Raw genomic sequence first — 16813 nt, 5'->3', positions numbered from 1 at the left:
CTTCGAGCACTCAGTCGTTCCCGTAGAGGCTAGAGTGAGGGTTCATCCAGCGAAACCTGGTCTTGGGACCACGGATCATGATACGAACGAGCGGTCCCCGGGCTCCGGGCAAGCGTAACGGCATATGCGGCGAGTTGCAGGCTACCCGGCATTCCATAACGCATAGTCTGATAGTTATGACTGATTCGCGCGCTCTTGTACCAACGAGTTCAGGTTCGGATGACTCGCTCACTACCGTGATCGGGTCGTTCGAGGAGAGAATCCTTGATGAAGCTGACTACCTAAACTTGCCGACCTCTGGGGTTGTGGCGGACCAAGAGAAACGCGTCCTTGTGCTCGCAAACATGAGAAATGTTGTCAGGGGTCTGCCCGAAGAGCGCAGGGGCACCGCGATGTATCTGTCGAAGTTCATGGTGGCCGTCGGTGCCGGGCTACTCGATGCTGCATTGAACTACCTGTGGGACGAGACGATAGGCGAACTGCGTCAACGGATAATCAACTACGACCTGCAATACTTCTTTGATCAAGCGGCAACTGACCCTGAGAAACGCAAAGACCTCAGCGGTCCAGAGGATCTAGTCAAGATTACCGATGATGAACTCATTCGTTCTGCGGCGAAGATCGGGTTCATCTCAGACCTCGGCTTTCACCAGCTGGACTTGGTCCGGCACATGCGCAATCATGCTAGCGCGGCGCATCCAAATCAGCATGAACTCACTCCGTACGCCCTGATGGGCTACTTGGAAACGTGCATCAAGGAGGTGATCACTCTTCCGGAGTCACCGACGATGATTGAGACTTCGACCTTATTGCGAAACATAAAGACAGCGACGGTAACAGACCTAGATGCAGCGCGATACGATTCACTGTTTTCAGGATTGCGCAAGGATCAAGCAGAGGTTCTTGCCAAGGGACTGTTTGGGATATACGTCCTTCCTGAGTCATCGAATGTGGCAAGGGACAACGTGCGTGCAGTCTTTCCAAAGATTTGGGAGTCTCTGTCTGAAGAAACAAAGTTTAGCTTTGGAGTACGGTACGCGCGCTACAAAGCAAACCTGGACGAGGATCAGGCCAAGTATGCTCGCGAGCTGCTCGAAGCGATGGAGGCAGCATCCTACCTCCCTGAAGATATCCGCGTATCGGAAATCGATGCGATTCTCGACAGGTTGATCGGAGTTCATCACGCGCTGAACAACTTCCACAACGAGCCACCCCTCGCCCGCGAACTGAAGGAGTATGTGGGAGATAAGCCTGTACCTAAGGGAGTGGAAGTCAAGTACGTAGAAACCTTGGTTGAGGTGTATATCGGTCGCGGTTCTGGAATCTCCTGGAATGCAAATCCAATTTATGAGTCACTCCTCGAAGGATTGTCACCAGAGCAGGCTACTCTTGCGCTCCGTTTTGTGACCGGAGAGACGCTATCAAGCAGGTTGCTCTCGAAATCACCGCAGGAACAGATGAGTCAGCTGCTAGACCTTCTTGAGCCCAAGGTGATTTCTCGTCCGTCTAGAACCCTCTTCGACACGGTTATCAAGTTCACGGGCGGCTACGCGAACATGTATCGTGATTCAAGGATCAAGGAACTTCGAGACAAGCTCGATATCGACTGATCTCGGAGAATTTTCTTTATTTGAGTGCGGACACGTTAACCGCTTGCCCGAACAAGCGCAGTGTAGTTCGGTAGCTCTTGCCGATGAACATGCAGAGAAGCCTGCGCGATCATTCCAACAACGTGAAGTGTAAGATCAGCGCCATGAGCCGTCTGTCTTTCCGCTCAGATCGTGACCATATCGAGGACTCTGATGAGGGCTATCGGACCTGCGATGTATGCGGTGGCGATTGCGTGCCCGAACCGGTCGGAAGCGATAGATACGGAGCCCGTTTCATGTGGGCATGCTCCGACCATGATGCGCATAGCATCACTGATCCTTTCGCTGACCCAAGAGGCAATGCCAGACTTCCAGTGTCCGGCTGATGGCTCCTAGAACCCGAGTCCTGGTTGCACTGTGGCAGTGGGGTTGCGCACCCCAACAGAGACGTGCGGCTCAGCAGTCTTCCGAGCCTGTGCCAGAGCGGCTCGTGCCCGGGCGGCGTCGATCTTCTGCTTGACGTTCTGATCCGCTGGTGCCGGTCCGAGAGCGTCGTGGTCGTCGGTGATCTGGTAGCGGTCGCGGTATGCGACGACCGTGCGCGCGGCCCTCAGCCACGCCGCCTGCTTCTTCTGCTCATCGGGCTTGGTCCCGAGCTGGGTAGTCCACGCCTCCTCATCGGCGAGTGCCCCGTTGAGAAGTGTGGCGGCGCGTTGCTCGATGAGGTTTCGCCGCTCGGTGAGAGCTTGGCGCATCTCGGCGTCCATGGGGCCGTCAGCGTTCGGGACGAGCCCGACGATGAATCGTGGCGGTTTGCGGGTGCGTCCCGATCCGGCAGGCCGCGCGGTCGCCCGAGCAACACGGGAGTGAAGCACGCTGGCAATGTCGTCAGCGTCCTCAAAGCCCCGGATACTCACGAGGCGTGGCAGGAGCTGATCGAGGTCGTGATGGTTGGCCTCCGCAGCGCGTAGGTCTGCCGACAATGCACCGTAAGCATCGGAGGCAAAGATGCTCTCGACTTGCTCGGTGGTGAGCCCTGAGTTGGCGAGGAGAGCGTGCCAGCGATCCTCTTGAGCTTCTTGCGCGATGGTCTCGTACTCGGCGGCGAGCTGACTGATGGAGCCCCACCGGTCTTGTTCGGCGGTGATCATCTGATGGGCGGATAGCTCGGCCCCGACGTGCTGAAGGACGCCGAACAAGACGCTGCGGGCGGTGGCTTCGAGGTTGTCGCTGGGATGGGCTTGGGAGTGGTCTTCGTCCGGGCGGTCGATAGCGACATAGGCATGGTTTGCCTCGCGGCCACGGGTAATGGCGACATAGAAGTTCTCCCGCGTCGTCGTGGCGGTGACAACAACATGGGAGGTGTCAGTGGTGACGCCCTGCGCCCTATGGGCGGTGACCGCATATCCAAGGTCTAGGTGCTCGGCGACGTAGGCGGCGGGCAGCACGATAGAGCCACCGAACCGACGATGAGTGGGGCGGATGGTGATCGAGCCGTCGTCGCGGAGCTGGGTGACGATCCACCTGTCCCCGTTGCGCACCCACGAACTACCAGAGCGGAGCCTCCGGTCGTTGCGTCGGGTGATCACGAGGTCACCCTCGCAGACGGCGGTTCCGTCGTGCAGGGGTATTTCCCGTTCGGGGTTGATGGTTCCGTCGATGATCCGATCAGCCCGTGCCCGCTGATTCAACGTGGTGACTGATTGTTGGGTTTCGGCCACCAGGATCGAGGCTTTTCCTGCCGTCTGGTCGCCGCGCCAGGCGGTGTAGGCGGCATCCATGACCTGTTCTTCCTCTGCTCCGTGGACCCGCTGATGCTTGATCAGGGTGTCGATAGCGCTGGTGCGTCCGTGGCGCAGATCGAGTGAGGTCTTCTTCTCCCAGGAGCGGATGAACCGATGCACATTCGTCAGCTCGGGCGCATCGTCACGCACCGAGACCAGCAGCCCGAAGCTCCCGCCCGCATCCACCGATTGCAGCTGCGCCCAGTCACCCACCATCAAGACCTTCGCACCCTGCACCTCGGCTTGGGCGGTGATCTGGTCGAGAGTGAACGTCCCCGCCAGGGAGGCTTCGTCAACGATGACGAGTTGACCTTTCGCGAAGGTGGTTCCGGTGGTGTGGAAGGTGTGCAGCCACTTCGCGGTGTTCTCCGTGGCAATCCCGAGATCGTCGGCGAGGACTTGGGCGGCCACAGCGGACGGCGCGAGACCCACCACCGAACCTTTGCCGTGCTCGGCCTCCCACGCCCGGCGCAACGCCGACATGGCCGTTGTCTTCCCAGCACCAGCGGGGCCGACAAGTACGTCCACGACACGGCCCGACATCGCAATCGCCGTCAGCGCGGCGGCCTGATCGGCCCCGAGGGACCGGCCCTTCTTGTCCGGTTTCCTAGTGATGGCCTCGACAGTCTCCAATGCGATGGTGGGTGCGGTGGTCTTGTCGGCGCGTGCCAGGAGTCGGTCTTCCGCCTTCAGTAGGTCCTCGGAGGAGAAGACGGTGGAGGCGTAGGGACGGAACCGTGATGAGCCATCCGTGCGGCGGAACAGCGCTGGGCTGAGCGCCAGCTCCGGTGGCGTCAATCGCAAGGATGCTTGTTCGGCGGCGTCGACGACCATGCCGGTGATGGCTTTACGGTCCATGGTCGAGGCGAACCGCAACCCCATGAGTTGTCTGCTGGCTTCGGCGTGCAGATTCCAGCGGGTCCAGGTCGAACGCTTCTCACCCACCATCATGGTGACGGTCCAACCGATCTGCTCAATCACATCCAGAGGTAGATCATCGGCACGCACCGTCGCCGGTAGAACCTCGCTGCTGATGACTACTCGTGTCCAGGTGGTTGCATCCTCACCCAGGACTTGCGTGGCGCGTTGCCGCCACTCTGCGGTCAGGTCAGCCAGGGAGCGCACGTCTTTCTCCGGGCGGGTCGCCAACGTCGCTTGGGCGCGAAGCTTCAACACGATCCTGGGGCTGGGTTGACGTCCATGCTTAGCGACGTAGGCGTCGATGAGCAGGTTCTTCTCTACCTCGATGAACTTGGTGCGGGTGGAGAACTCAGTGATCAGCTCATCGGAGACGCCGGCGATCTCCCATGCGGGGTTCCGGTCCCGGCCCCGGTCACGGGTCTCCCATTCGAGTCCGAACGTGCGGGTCAGGTGATCGGCCAGGACCGCGTTGTACATTTCCGAGATCGCGACCACCGCCCGGTGCATCGGACGAGAATCCAGGGCTCGCCACTTCCCATCCTGGGCGGTCTTGACCTTGTTGCTGATGACGACGTGCGTATGCAACTGGGGGTCGTGGCTTCTGCTGTCGTAGTGGTCGAACGCGGTTGCAGCCACGCCGAGGACATCGACCTGTGCAACCGCGCCATCGTTGCCGGTTGCGCCCACACGGGTTGCGGCAACCTCCTGCTCGATCAGCTCAACCAGCTCGGCAACCGCCGCATGATGCGCCGCCACGATCAGGGATTGAGTGCCCGCATCGGCCACCGCCCAGATCGCCGACACACTCTTCGGAACACTGAAGGTGTAGTCAAAGGCCGCAACCGCCTTGCGCGTCCCGCGCTCTTTCTCCTCAGCCTCGATCTCGGCGACCAGCTCCGCCCGATAGGAAGGGTCAAGACTCGGGCTGAGCTTCTTGGTTCGATCCTCGATCCTCTCGGCCACCGGCGCGAACTGCTGATACGCCCGGCCCAACGGCTCACCAGTGAGAGGGTCACGGCACATCCCCACCAGGAGTTGGAGCTGAGTCTCCGACACCTCAGAGTGCGCAGCCAGCTCGCCCTCACCAAAGCCAGCGATCCCGGAACCGAGCCAGAACCCCGGCGGGTTCCCCTCCTCCGCGTAGTAGCGGGTCAACGGCGTCGAAAGGCTCCTGTCACCGTCACCAGCAGCCACTGACTTCAGTAGGTACTTGTAGCCGTCGCCAGCACTCATCACGCGCATCGAAACAGTCATGGCCCACCTCCCTCACGGAGGGCAGGTGGGCCATGAAACCCGGAACGAAGCGGTCAGAGGCGCGTGATGAAGCTCAGGCCGATCCTCTTCTGCCAGACGTGTGACGCTTCGCCATGTCGGCTGTTGCCGTTGGCCTTCTGTCTGAACTTTCTCGCGATTGACCACCTGGTCAATCTGGTGGTAACCTACTGGCAAGGCCGCTCCGAAAGGGCTTGTTTCAGGTTCGAAGGGAGTGTCGTGGCGACTGAAGCGTTCACCAATTTGTCTGCTGAGAAGCGGCAGCGGATCTTGGATAAGGGTGTCGAAATTTTCACCAAGTATTCCTATGGTGAGGCCAGCACGAACCAGATCACGAAAGAGCTGGGGATTTCAAAAGGTAGTCTGTTCTACTACTTCGGCAGCAAGAAGGACTTCTACCTATATCTACTGGAAACGTCGATCCAGCTGTTGCTCCCGCAGGATCAGAGCATAGCGGCTACCGACTTCTACGGAATCGTCTTTGAGGCATTGCACCGGAAGCTTCGTCTTTATGAGGGCGGACGCAAGGAACACATCTTGTTCGTAAGCCGTGGGGCGAAAGAGACCCATGAGGAAGTCAAGGCCGAAAAGGATGCGCTCATCGGAAGGTACTTCGTTCAAGCTCAACAAGGGTCCCAAGCGGTTTTGAAGCGGGCTATTGACACGCTCGATATTGAGAACCCAGAGAAAACGGAGCGACTGTTGACCGGGATGTCGTTGTACGTGGATGCCATCATCAACCGTTACCTGGCCTTTTATCGAGACGACCCAGGGGCGCTTTTTCAAAATGAGGCCTTGGTGCGCTCCGAAATCAAAGAGTATCTGGACCTATTGCTTTATGGAGTGATTAATGACGAACGCCATTGAGTGTAGAGGACTGACGAAGTTCTACGCCAAGTCCATGGCAATTGAAAACGTAAACCTCACGGTAGAAGAGGGTGAGGTATTTGGGTTCATCGGCCCAAATGGTGCGGGAAAATCCACGACACTTCGAGTGCTATTGTCTTTCATCTATCCCACCAGCGGAACAGCAGCCATATTCGGTAAGGACTGTGTGAGTAAGGGCCGCGTAGTCAAACAGGACATCGGCTACATCCCTTCGGAAGTCAGCTACTACGACGATATGACCGTGCGTGATCTCTTACGCTATTCAGCGAGGTTCTATCGACGCGACTGCACACAGCGAGCGTATGAGCTGAGCGACAGGCTCGGTCTTGACATGACCAAGAAGATCAAGGCGCTCTCCCTGGGCAACAGGAAGAAGGTCGCCATTGTCCAGGCGTTCCAGCATGAACCTAGGTTATACGTCTTTGACGAGCCAACTAGCGGCCTAGACCCATTGGTTCAGCACGAGTTCTTCACGCTATTGGAGGAAGAGAAAGACAAGGGGAACACGGTCTTGTTCTCCTCTCACGTACTCAGCGAAGTGCAGCAGGTCTGTGATCGTGTCGCCATAATCAAGAATGGCCATATCCTACGCGTGGAGAGTGTAGAGGCTCTGAGGAAAAGCAGCCTTAAGCGGGTCCGAGTGACCTTTCGAACGCCTCAAACTGCTTTCGATGTGGAGGGGGCAAAGGAGGTCCAGCTTGATGGCCGCGCCGCAACCTTTCTTTACTCCGGCGACCTCAACCGACTCCTATCCGTTCTCAGGACAGATACGGTCGATGATCTGGAGATCCTTGAACCGCCACTGGAGGAAGTCTTCTTGCACTACTACGAAGGCGAGCGCGCATCATGAACCTGTTTGCTAGAGAGATGCGCAGAAACCGAACCTCATTTCTGATATGGATCACTGCCATGATTGCCGTCAATGCGATGGTGATGGCGAGCTTCCCGTCAGTGGCAGAGATGGCGAAGAACACTGAAGCCATGCTGTCGCAATACCCCGAAGAGTTCGTAAGAGCCATGAACTTGGATGTCTTGAAAATGACGAACGTCCTGCATTTCTATGCCAGTAGGTCATTCTTGCTCATCACCATCATGGGCAGCGTATATGCGATTATGCTCTCTTCCTGCATTCTTTCAAAGGAGGAAAACGACCACACAATCGAGTTCCTGCTCTCCAAACCACTGAGCCGTGTTTCCATCGTCTCCTCCAAGACGTTCAGCGTGCTCGTGTATGTCACTGCTTTTGATGTCAGCTTCTCAGCAGTAAACCTAGTGATCCTGAATCACTTCAAACTAGAAGACTTCAGCATGAAAGGATTTCTTCTTGTCTCTCTTGGGGCCTGGCTAATTCACCTGGTCTTCGCATTCCTAGGACTGGCTATTTCGGCGACGATTCCTCGAACTCGGACCGACATTTCCGTAGGCCTGGGAATAGTTTTCGTCGGATACTTCCTAAGCATCGTTGCCTCACTGAGCGACAAACTGAGCTTTACGAAGTACCTGACGCCGTTCAGCTACTTCAACACTAAAGACCTAGTCGTCAACACCACCATCGAACCGCTTTATTTGGCCATAACAGTTGTCGTCTGCGCGAGTGCCACAGTCTTCACCTACCTGTATTACAAACACAAAGACATTGCCGCATGAGAAGAACCGAGCAATAGTCAGTCCAAAGGCGCTCTAATAGACGCGCGTCGCCATCCGAATCGGAGTAAGCAACCCAGTCCTCACTGGACCTCAAAAAGGGAGAATGGGCTATGAACATGAATGTTCGGCGCATTGCTCCATATGTGCCGATCAGCGTGCGTCATTATTCGTTCACGAAGCCCATTGAGGCAGTCGCTTTTGACTGTGTGAAGGTTTCCCTTGTTCGCGAAGGTTCAGCCATCCTCAGCTCGCAGATCGGCCAGCGAGTGGTCACAGTCGGAGACGCCGTTCTGCTATGCACCAACACATTGTGTGCCGTTGAGCCAGAAGAGTGCTTCGCCGTCACAATCGTCTATATCGATACCGACTACCTCGTCGACCAGGTCTTCTGGCAACACGTTGGACTCTTATCGGACCGACTCGATGCCAAAGAACTAGCCAGCAAACTGTATGTCGCGCCCGTGCAGCTTCTTCACATCGGCGAACAACAACTCCACGAGATCACGCCCTGTCTTGACGAGCTTGTGGTCCTCACCGCTGATGATGGGTACGCCGAGAGGTTCTATCGCATCCAATCGCTCTGGTTCGCACTAGCCGACAAAATCAGTCCGTTGGTCAAAGTTTCCTCGATCAGGCTATCGCCCTCTCAGCGTGAACGGCAGCGTCCGACCATGCCTCGGCATCGTCGATTTGTACCACTGCGGGTTGAGGCCAGGCGTGCCGCCGAACTGTTGCGAGATGATCTAACACATCATTGGACCATGAATGAGCTGTCTAGCAGGGTTCATTTGTCTGAGTCACAGCTGTCCCGAGTGTTCGCGGAGGCATATGGAAAGACTCCGATGGCCTATTTGGCGATGTCTCGGGTGGAGGAATTGGCGCGGTTGCTCAGGGAGACTGACATGCTGGTTGAGGATGCTGTCGGGCTGGTTGGTTGGCGTAGTATGAGCTACGCGATCCGCGTGTTCCGCGAGTACGTCGGCATGACGCCGGGCACCTATCGGCGCACCCACAACGCAGTGGCGTGACTCGCTCTATAGCATCGAGAACTTTCTCGGTACCCGCACATTTGCGTCCTTCGCCCTCTATGACGTCACCAGTTGGGGTAGAACTTTTGGTCTCGCCAGGTTGATCCGGTGACCGTGACTGTGTGGCCCTCTGTTTGGCTTGCCCTTGTCTCCTAGATGTTCCTGGCGTACCTCACAGTCGCACGACTACCCACTGCTGGGTGGCCCCGACGATGGAGGGAGGCCCCGACATGGCGACGAAAGAGGAGGCTCGGGCAGCGCGTGAGGCGCGGCTTGAGGAACTACACGAGAAGCTGACCGGCGCGGTCGAACAGCTCGTCACTGGTGAGGACTGGGTACGGGCGCTGTCGTTTGCGGCCAAGTTCAGAACGCGCAGCTTCAACAACACCCTGCTGATCTGGGCTCAGCACATGCAGGCCTTCGACGAGGGCCGGGTGTCTGACCCTTTCCCGACCTATGTGGCGGGGTATCGGCAATGGCAGGGCCTGGACCGTCAGGTGGCTAAGGGCCAGTCCGGGTACATGATCTTTGCCCCGGTGACCGCGAGGTTCGCCTCGGCAAACCCGTCGGATCCGCTCTCCTGGCGTCGTCTGGGACCGGGTGAGAAGCTCAGGGTTAACGAGATCGAGCGGTCACGGATGGTGGGCGCGAAACCGGCCTATGTGTGGGATGTGAGCCAGACCGACGGCGCGCCGATCCCGGCGACTCCGGAGCCGAGGCTGTTGGAAGGCCAGGCACCGGCTGGGTTGTGGGATGGTCTCGCCGTCCAGGTGAGGGTTGCGGGTTTCGATCTGGTGCGCGTTCCTGACGAGTCGGTGATTCGTGGCGCGAACGGCGTCACGGACTACGTGTCGAAGACGGCTTCGGTGCGGTCGAATATGTCGGATGCCTCTCAGGTGAAGACTCTGGCGCACGAGCTGGGGCATGTGTTGATGCATGGCCCGGACAATCAGGAGGCGCGTCAGCATCGCGGTATCGGTGAGGTGGAGGCCGAGTCGGTGGCGCTGATGATCGGCGCTGCTCATGGCATGGACACAAGCCTCTACACGGTGCCGTATGTGTCGGGGTGGGCAGCCTCGGTGAAGGACACCAGCCCGGTCGAGGTCGTCAAGGCCACGGGTGAGCGAGTACGTAAGGTCGCGACCGGGATTCTCGATCAGCTCGACACCATCAAGGTGGGCGACGGCACCCCGCCCGGCCTCGACCGCGACGCCGCGAAGAGATCGGGTCGGGCTTCGGGCAGAACCCAACCAGCGGTGGAGCCACAGGGCGCTCAGGCTGAGCCGGTTCTTGTGGGGCGGGGGCTGTGATGGCCACGCATCCGCTCGTCTCCGTGTTCAGCGGTGTTCCGTCTGCTCCGGCGCTGACTGCTCGCCGACTCACGGAGGCCGGTATCCCGCTGTTCCCATGCGGGGCGGGCGGGAAGAGGCCACTGCCGGGCAGTTCTGGTTTCCATGACGCGACGACCAATCCGAGCCAGGTCGCGGACTGGTGGGGGCGGTTCCCGAACGCGAACGTGGCGATCCCAACCGGGAAGGCGTCGGGTGTGGTGGTGGTCGATGTCGATGTTCACGGCATCAACGGTTTCGAGGCGTTCGGTCGCGCCCGTGCCGCTGGGTTGTTACCGATCCCGTTGGCCGTCGTCCGTACCCCGTCGGGTGGGATGCACCTCTACTACCCGGCTGACGACGCGTTGGAGCAGAGGTCGTGGCAGGCGGGGAGGGTGGGGATCGACTGTCGCGGCGATGGAGGCTACATCATCGTCCCACCGTCACGGGTCCGGGTGGACGGGGTGCTGCGCGCGTATGAGGTGTTCCAGCTGCATCCCGATGCATCAACGCCCGTGGATTCGGGCCGGTTGCGGGACTTTCTCGACCCGCGCCCCGTGATCCAGCGGCCCACTCGGGATCATCCGGTTGAGCGGGTGGATGTGTCCCGGCTGGCGACGTGGCTGGCGCAGCAGACGACGGATCGGAACCTCAAGCTGTTCTGGGCGGCGTGCCGCCTGGCCGAGGGAAACGTGCCCATCGGCGATGCCCTCGATGCCTTCCTGGCCGTCGAGCAGCCCGACTTCGGGCAGCGCGAGATCACCAGAACCGTGCAGTCCGCCTACCGCTCCACCCACCCCACTACCGCCCGGCCAGCTCCGACGCCTGCCCTTTGTGAGCGGCGTGTGCCGGTGCGGGCATCCCCGGCGATGAGGGGGCTGTGATGGGCGAGACGATGAGTCACCGGTGGGCGGCACGGACGGCGATTGCGGGGACGTGCCTGATCGCGTTCGGGGCGTTCTGGCTCAGCTTTACGGCGTTGGCTGATCTGGCGACGCGTTCGGGGATCGCGGCGGGTCAGGCGTGGGCGTGGCCGTTGATCGTGGACGGGATCATCGTGGTCGCCACGGTCTCGGTTGTCGCCCTGGCCGGGCAGAAGACGGCGTGGTATCCGTGGATGCTCCTTGCGGGTGGGGCGCTGATCTCGGTGACCGCGAATGCGGTTCATGCGGTGGTGTCTGCTGATGCGGATGTGCCGAATGTGCTGGCGGCTGCGGTCGCCGCTGTCCCACCCATCGTGCTGCTGGCGATCAATCACCTGACAGTGATCTTGACCAGGAAACCTGCCGACACCACTGCCGAGGCTCCGAGGCTGGAAGTCCACCAGATTCCCGTCCTGAACTCCATTCCTGAGCTGGTGTCGGCTGAGGGGCCAATGGAACTCGTACCAGTAGCCCCGGTGGAGGGCGATCCGGCCACGGTTGAGTCCGTGGCGGATCGGCGCGAGCAGGCGGTGGGGCTGCGGGAGGCGGGTTGGTCGAACAAGCAGATCGCCCGTCAGCTCGGTGTTCATGCCTCGACGGTGGGCCGCTGGTTTGCCCGAGAGCACCCACCTATCGACACCGAATCGGAAACGACAGGAGATGAGTCATGAGCGAGCAGACACTCCCCATCGAGGTACCAGAACCCCGCCGCGACATCGAGGCCGTAGAGGCGGTGAAGCCCGACGTCCCGGAGACGGAAGTGGTGCCGGATGCGGTCAAGCAGGCGGAAGCATCGAGACGAGCGGCGAAGGAGCGGCTGGGCGCGGTGCGTGGTCGCGGGGTGGAGTGGGTGCGCGCCTCTGATCTGATCACGCGCGGTAGTTCCGTGGCGGCGAGGGCGGGTATCCGCTTCAACAAGGCGGCGGCGACCCAGGCCCGGCGCGGCGTCGCAACGGTCGGGCGTGCGATCTCGAAGCGGGCGCGCCAGCTGCCCCCACCCTGGGCGTTCGGGCGGCGCAATGCCCCAGCTGATGGCCCGGTACGTCCTGCGGTCGGGATGCGGGGATAACCCTGATGAACTCCCATTTGGCAGGGCCGAACGCATGCAGGGAGCAGAAACCTACCTGTTGTGCAGGAGGTTTCTGAACGATGACGACGACGAAGAAGAGGACCGCTACGAGTGGCGGTGATGATTTCCGTACCGGTGAGGGGCTGCGTGCCTTGTTGATCCGGCTGCACCAGGCGGGCCGGGGCGCGTGGCGGAGTGATCCGCGGGCGGGTGAGCTGATGGAGTTCACCGCTGATCGGTACGCCGCGTTGGCTAGGAAACACCATCTCGATCCGTGGGAGGCGGCGTCTGCTGCGTTTGATGTGATGCGCACCCGCGCCGCCCGGAATGCTGCCGATCCGTGGGCGGTGGTGACTCATGCGGTGCGGATCACCTGCATCGCCGAGGAGCGTGCCCAGGGGTTGTTGTGCTCAACCCACCAGGCACGCCGCCCTCATGTCTCGGCGCATCATGACCCGGAACGTTTCTCTGACCGGGAGAACCTGCTGATGGACTACCATCCCGCGTTCCAGACCCGCGATACCTATTGCGGTGAGGAGCCCGAACCCAAGGAAACGGGATCAGTGGCGGCAGCTATCAAGGATGCCATCACCTTGTTTGTGCTGCTGGGCTGGCCTCACGGGACGGCGAGCGCGGCGATCAGTCACGTCTGCGAATCGCTGGCCCGGCTGGGCTCGCGAGCCTCGACCTATGAGGCGTTGCGGCGTGATCGCCATGCCCGCGCGTTGCTGGATGTGCCTGCCGGGTCGTGGACCGCGATGCTGCGTGTCCTGCTCGGCAGCATGGATGCCGCCTACGGGGCCACGGGCCGTGGTCAGGGCATTTTGCTGCGGCTGCTGATCGGCGAAGAGCTGGCCGATCTGCTCGCCGACGATGAGTTGGTGGCCGTCATTGTGCTGGCGGCTCCGGGTAGGCGGGAACTGCGGGGTGCCTGATGGGTGCGGCAGTCGGCTATATCGAACTCGACCGGACGGTTGAGTCGATCCAGGTCGGCCACCGCCACCGCAAGGACATGGGCGACCTCGACGCCCTGATCGCCTCCATCGAACGCGACGGACTCCTTCAGCCCATCACCATCACCCCTGACGGCGTGCTGGTGTGCGGGGCCAGAAGGCTAGCTGCCGTCCGGCGGCTCGGCTGGCGCACCGTGAACGTGTGGGTGCGCTCAGCGATCTCGGACCGGCTGGCGCATCTGCTGGCCGAGCAGGACGACAACGCTTTGCACAAGGCGCTCTCACCGTTGGAGGCCGAAGCCCTCTATCGGGAGATCAAGCAGCTACTCGCTGAGGATGCGTCCCGCCGCCAGGCCGCGTCCCGGTTCAGCACCGACAATCAACCGGGAATCGACGGTGCCGCCAAATTGGCGGCACCGTCAGCAGGTGAAAGCCGCGACCAGGCCGCCGCGATGATCCCAGGGGCACCCAAACACTCCACGCTGGACAAGATCGGCTACCTGCGCGACGCCGCCGATGATGCGGAGCTTCCCGACGAGCTGCGGCAGCAGGCCCGCGATGGGCTGGCGCAGATCGACGCGGGCGGGGCTGTTCACCCGATCTACCAGGGTCTCCGGTCGGCGACCGACGCTCTCCACGAAGATCGTGCCTCCCACTTGCACGCCCTGGCTGACGAAGCATTGGCGCGAGTGAAGGAGGCCGCGAAGAAACCGAAGCCTTCGACGCCGAAGCGTTCGGCGGCGCCTGCCCGGTATGCGGTGCGAGCGTTCGTGATGACCTGGGGCGAACTGTTCGAGTGGTGGGACCGCTACGACCTCGACACACTGGCCCGTGAACTGACCGACGAGCAAGCCGAAGCGTTCTACGCCACCGCCGAAGGCACCGCGCAGACCGCGCAGAAACTCCGTCAACTCCGCGACCAACAGCCCCAGCTCCGCGCACTCTAGGACGTGAGGTGCCGTACGAGTACCTGCCGGGTATGACGACTTCACTTGATGCTCCTTCGTCGCGTGGCCGCCTCTATGCCGCCCTCGCCGCCGGAATCGTGTTCTTGATCCTGGCCGGTGTTGGCATCTACGGCCTGGTCACCGGCCCCAAAACCCCGCCATCACCCGCGCCGCCTGCAACGTCGAGCCCATCCACTTCTCCGGGGCCGGGCACACAGTCGCCACGAGTGACCGAACCTCCGCGTGTCGTCGGCTCCACCGACCCGGACCAGTTCGCCCGCAATGTCGCGACCACGTTGTTCGCCTGGGATACCGCGTCCGGGTTGATGCCGCTGGACTACAGCGCGGCGATCCTCGCCGTTGGTGACCCGTCCGGGACCGAGCAAGCCGGATTGGCGTCCGATGTGGCGAACTATCTGCCCTCCCGCGAGCAATGGGTCGAGCTGCGCAAGCACGCCACCAGCCAAACGCTGACCATCGAGCGAACCTATGTGCCCGAAGCGTGGGCGGACGCGATCATTCAGGCTCCACCGGGGCAGGTGCCGACCGGGGCGAGCGCGGTGACGATTGAGGGCATCCGCCACCGGGCCGGGACATGGAACGGCACCCCCGTCACCGACGACTTCCCAGTCGCTTTCACCATCTTCATCGCCTGCCCACCAGTGGCGGACTCGTGCCATGTGCTGAGACTGTCCCAGCTCGACAACCCCCTGAAGTAGGGGTGTCTGATGCTCAAGAAGCTCGCACTGGCCGCCCTGGCCATGGTGTTGCTCGGCCCGGCCACGATCCTCATGGCCATCGCTCTGCTGGTCAACCCAGCCGGGAACGCCGGATGTTCTGTCCTGGGTTCTGGTCTGACAGTGGGCAGCATCCCCGATTCTTTGCAGGTGACAGCGAGGGATGGCACCTCGTTCACGCTCAACAAGCAGCAGCTCACCCATGCGGCGACCATCATCACCGTGGGCTCGCAGATCGAGGGCGTCACCCGTGACGGCATTCAGATCGCGCTCATGGCCGCGCTCACCGAATCGACCTTACGGATGCTGTCGAACACCGGCGCCTACCCGGAGTCGGCGGACTACCCGAACGACGGCGATGCCTCGGACCACGACAGTTTGGGCTTGTTCCAGATGCGACCGCAATCCGGGTGGGGCACCGTCAAAGAGTTGATGGGCCCGACCTATCAAGCCCAGGCCTTCTTCGGCGGCCCCACCGGCCCGAACTATCCGTCACCCAGGGGCTTGCTGGACATTCCGGGCTGGCAGACCATGGACAAGGGCGAAGCCGCCCAGGCCGTAGAAGTGTCTGCGTTCCCGGACCGGTACGCCAACTACGAGCCGGTCGCCGACACCATTTTGGACGCGCTCACCAAGCCGACGCCCGGCAGCGGTGGCGGGTCGAACAGGGCCATCCCGGAGACTTCGCGGATCGTGTTCCCGCTCCCGGAGAACAGTTGGGTGATGACCTCGCCGTTCGGTTATCGGATGCATCCGACCCTCAATGAATGGAAGCTGCATGAGGGCACGGACTACGCGGCTGCTGATGGAACCGCTATCTATGCGGTCGCCGACGGTATCGTCTCGGTCGCGGAATACTCCGATACCTGGGGTGGGCAGATCGTCATTGACCATACGGTGGGAGGCCAGCCCGTCTCGACCGGATACATCCACATGTGGCGAAGCGGCATCCACGTCACCGTGGGTGACCGGGTGACCGCCGGGCAGCACATCGGTGATGTCGGCAACTCCGGGCGCTCCACTGGACCGCATCTGCATTTCGAGGTGCGTCCGGGTGGCGGGGAGGCTATTGATGCCGATGCCTGGCTGGCCGACCACAAGGCCACCACCCAGAACGGTTCCACCAGCGCTGGGGTATCGAGTGATGGTTGCGCCACCAACCGCTACAGCGGGAAAGCGACCGCGATCACCGGGGACGGCGGACAGATGGTCGATGACCCCACCACGGGCGGGCGGATCACCTCCCGCATGGCCCAGGTCATGGCCCAGACCAAGGCCGCGTTCCCGGACACTGGCTGGTCGTGCTACTCACCCAGGCCCGGACAGAACAGCGAGCACCCGAAAGGTAGAGCGTGCGACATCACGTTCGGTAACGCCATCGGCTCCCGCCCCACGCCCTCGCAACTGGACGCGGGATGGCAAGTCACGAACTGGGTCAAAGACAACGCCGAGCTTCTCGGTGTGGAGTACCTGATCTGGCAAGGACAAATCTGGTCACTGGCCCGCGACGACCAAGGATGGCGACTGTACAACGGTGGCGGCATGCACGACCCGGCCTCGATCACGGGCGGTCATTTCGACCACCTCCACATCACCGTGAAAGTGAACTAGCGAATATCCAAACCGTCCGAATAGCCCCCATGGACGCGGTATTTCCCCTGGTAGCACGCCGATGAGGGCGCTGTGGGGCGATTGCATCTGATGCACGATTCGTACATCTAATGTAA

Annotated in this window: 15 protein-coding genes; 14 read left to right on the top strand and 1 reads right to left on the bottom strand. The window is 61.1% G+C overall.

Features of this window, described 5'->3' with window-relative positions; translation table 11 throughout:
- Positions 1 to 176 precede the first annotated feature (176 nt).
- Positions 177 to 1610 (top strand): hypothetical protein, encoded by a 1434-nt coding sequence (locus tag IDL90_RS06720; RefSeq protein ID WP_187994868.1) that lies wholly within the window; start codon positions 177 to 179, stop codon positions 1608 to 1610.
- Between the two features lie 192 nt (positions 1611 to 1802).
- Positions 1803 to 1985 carry a hypothetical protein gene (locus tag IDL90_RS06715; protein ID WP_187994867.1) on the top strand — a complete coding sequence of 61 codons (183 nt, stop codon included), beginning with the start codon at positions 1803 to 1805 and terminating at the stop codon, positions 1983 to 1985.
- Here the strand turns inward: IDL90_RS06715 and mobF are convergent.
- A complete protein-coding gene (gene mobF / locus IDL90_RS11515; protein ID WP_187994866.1) occupies positions 1982 to 5548 on the bottom strand; it encodes a MobF family relaxase in 3567 nt (1188 codons plus the stop codon). The genes IDL90_RS06715 and mobF overlap by 4 nt on opposite strands.
- A 237-nt stretch (positions 5549 to 5785) precedes the next feature.
- On the opposite strand from mobF, the gene IDL90_RS06705 reads away from it, so the two are divergent.
- From IDL90_RS06705 to IDL90_RS06650, 12 genes are all read left to right on the top strand, one after another.
- Entirely contained in the window at positions 5786 to 6433 is a 648-nt protein-coding gene (locus IDL90_RS06705) for a TetR/AcrR family transcriptional regulator (protein ID WP_187994865.1), read from the top strand.
- Positions 6417 to 7304 (top strand): ABC transporter ATP-binding protein, encoded by an 888-nt coding sequence (locus IDL90_RS06700; protein ID WP_187994864.1) that lies wholly within the window; start codon positions 6417 to 6419, stop codon positions 7302 to 7304. Before IDL90_RS06705 ends, IDL90_RS06700 begins: the two co-directional genes overlap by 17 nt.
- Positions 7301 to 8101 (top strand): ABC transporter permease subunit, encoded by an 801-nt coding sequence (locus IDL90_RS06695; protein ID WP_187994863.1) that lies wholly within the window; start codon positions 7301 to 7303, stop codon positions 8099 to 8101. The genes IDL90_RS06700 and IDL90_RS06695 overlap by 4 nt, the downstream gene beginning before the upstream one ends.
- A 110-nt stretch (positions 8102 to 8211) precedes the next feature.
- Complete coding sequence (locus IDL90_RS06690; RefSeq protein WP_223175239.1) at positions 8212 to 9129, top strand: AraC family transcriptional regulator; 918 nt, start codon at positions 8212 to 8214, stop codon at positions 9127 to 9129.
- Positions 9130 to 9359: 230 nt separating this feature from the next.
- On the top strand, positions 9360 to 10439 hold the full coding sequence (locus tag IDL90_RS06685) for an ArdC-like ssDNA-binding domain-containing protein (protein ID WP_187994862.1): 1080 nt from the start codon (positions 9360 to 9362) through the stop codon (positions 10437 to 10439).
- Positions 10439 to 11341 (top strand): bifunctional DNA primase/polymerase, encoded by a 903-nt coding sequence (locus IDL90_RS06680; RefSeq protein ID WP_187994861.1) that lies wholly within the window; start codon positions 10439 to 10441, stop codon positions 11339 to 11341. The genes IDL90_RS06685 and IDL90_RS06680 overlap by 1 nt, the downstream gene beginning before the upstream one ends.
- The gene (locus IDL90_RS06675) at positions 11341 to 12051 is read left to right on the top strand and encodes a DUF2637 domain-containing protein (protein WP_187994860.1); all 711 of its coding nucleotides are present in this window, start codon (positions 11341 to 11343) and stop codon (positions 12049 to 12051) included. Before IDL90_RS06680 ends, IDL90_RS06675 begins: the two co-directional genes overlap by 1 nt.
- Positions 12048 to 12449: a hypothetical protein gene (locus tag IDL90_RS06670; protein WP_187994859.1), complete on the top strand. Its 402-nt coding sequence runs from the start codon at positions 12048 to 12050 to the stop codon at positions 12447 to 12449. The genes IDL90_RS06675 and IDL90_RS06670 overlap by 4 nt, the downstream gene beginning before the upstream one ends.
- A gap of 80 nt (positions 12450 to 12529) precedes the next feature.
- Entirely contained in the window at positions 12530 to 13384 is an 855-nt protein-coding gene (locus IDL90_RS06665) for a hypothetical protein (protein WP_187994858.1), read from the top strand.
- Entirely contained in the window at positions 13384 to 14349 is a 966-nt protein-coding gene (locus tag IDL90_RS06660; RefSeq protein WP_187994857.1) for a ParB N-terminal domain-containing protein, read from the top strand. Before IDL90_RS06665 ends, IDL90_RS06660 begins: the two co-directional genes overlap by 1 nt.
- Before the next feature lie 8 nt (positions 14350 to 14357).
- Positions 14358 to 15068, top strand: coding sequence for a hypothetical protein (locus tag IDL90_RS06655; protein ID WP_316930299.1), 711 nt, complete (start codon positions 14358 to 14360; stop codon positions 15066 to 15068).
- Positions 15069 to 15077: 9 nt separating this feature from the next.
- On the top strand, positions 15078 to 16697 hold the full coding sequence (locus IDL90_RS06650; protein ID WP_187994856.1) for a M23 family metallopeptidase: 1620 nt from the start codon (positions 15078 to 15080) through the stop codon (positions 16695 to 16697).
- Positions 16698 to 16813 lie beyond the last annotated feature (116 nt).

It is taken from the genome of Schaalia sp. JY-X159 (assembly GCF_014525425.1).
In the GTDB taxonomy this organism is placed as follows: Bacteria; Actinomycetota; Actinomycetes; order Actinomycetales; family Actinomycetaceae; genus Scrofimicrobium.
This window is presented reverse-complemented; position numbering and strand designations above follow the sequence as displayed.

Bases quoted from the DNA above. Each gene is read 5' to 3' on its own strand.
- IDL90_RS06720 (WP_187994868.1), top strand. From the start codon at position 177: ATGACTGATTCGCGCGCTCTTGTACCAACGAGTTCAGGTTCGGATGAC.
- IDL90_RS06715 (WP_187994867.1), top strand. From the start codon at position 1,803: ATGAGGGCTATCGGACCTGCGATGTATGCGGTGGCGATTGCGTGCCCG.
- mobF (WP_187994866.1), bottom strand. From the start codon at position 5,548: ATGACTGTTTCGATGCGCGTGATGAGTGCTGGCGACGGCTACAAGTAC.
- IDL90_RS06700 (WP_187994864.1), top strand. From the start codon at position 6,417: ATGACGAACGCCATTGAGTGTAGAGGACTGACGAAGTTCTACGCCAAG.
- IDL90_RS06695 (WP_187994863.1), top strand. From the start codon at position 7,301: ATGAACCTGTTTGCTAGAGAGATGCGCAGAAACCGAACCTCATTTCTG.
- IDL90_RS06690 (WP_223175239.1), top strand. From the start codon at position 8,212: ATGAACATGAATGTTCGGCGCATTGCTCCATATGTGCCGATCAGCGTG.
- IDL90_RS06685 (WP_187994862.1), top strand. From the start codon at position 9,360: ATGGCGACGAAAGAGGAGGCTCGGGCAGCGCGTGAGGCGCGGCTTGAG.
- IDL90_RS06680 (WP_187994861.1), top strand. From the start codon at position 10,439: ATGGCCACGCATCCGCTCGTCTCCGTGTTCAGCGGTGTTCCGTCTGCT.
- IDL90_RS06675 (WP_187994860.1), top strand. From the start codon at position 11,341: ATGGGCGAGACGATGAGTCACCGGTGGGCGGCACGGACGGCGATTGCG.
- IDL90_RS06670 (WP_187994859.1), top strand. From the start codon at position 12,048: ATGAGCGAGCAGACACTCCCCATCGAGGTACCAGAACCCCGCCGCGAC.
- IDL90_RS06665 (WP_187994858.1), top strand. From the start codon at position 12,530: ATGACGACGACGAAGAAGAGGACCGCTACGAGTGGCGGTGATGATTTC.
- IDL90_RS06660 (WP_187994857.1), top strand. From the start codon at position 13,384: ATGGGTGCGGCAGTCGGCTATATCGAACTCGACCGGACGGTTGAGTCG.
- IDL90_RS06650 (WP_187994856.1), top strand. From the start codon at position 15,078: ATGCTCAAGAAGCTCGCACTGGCCGCCCTGGCCATGGTGTTGCTCGGC.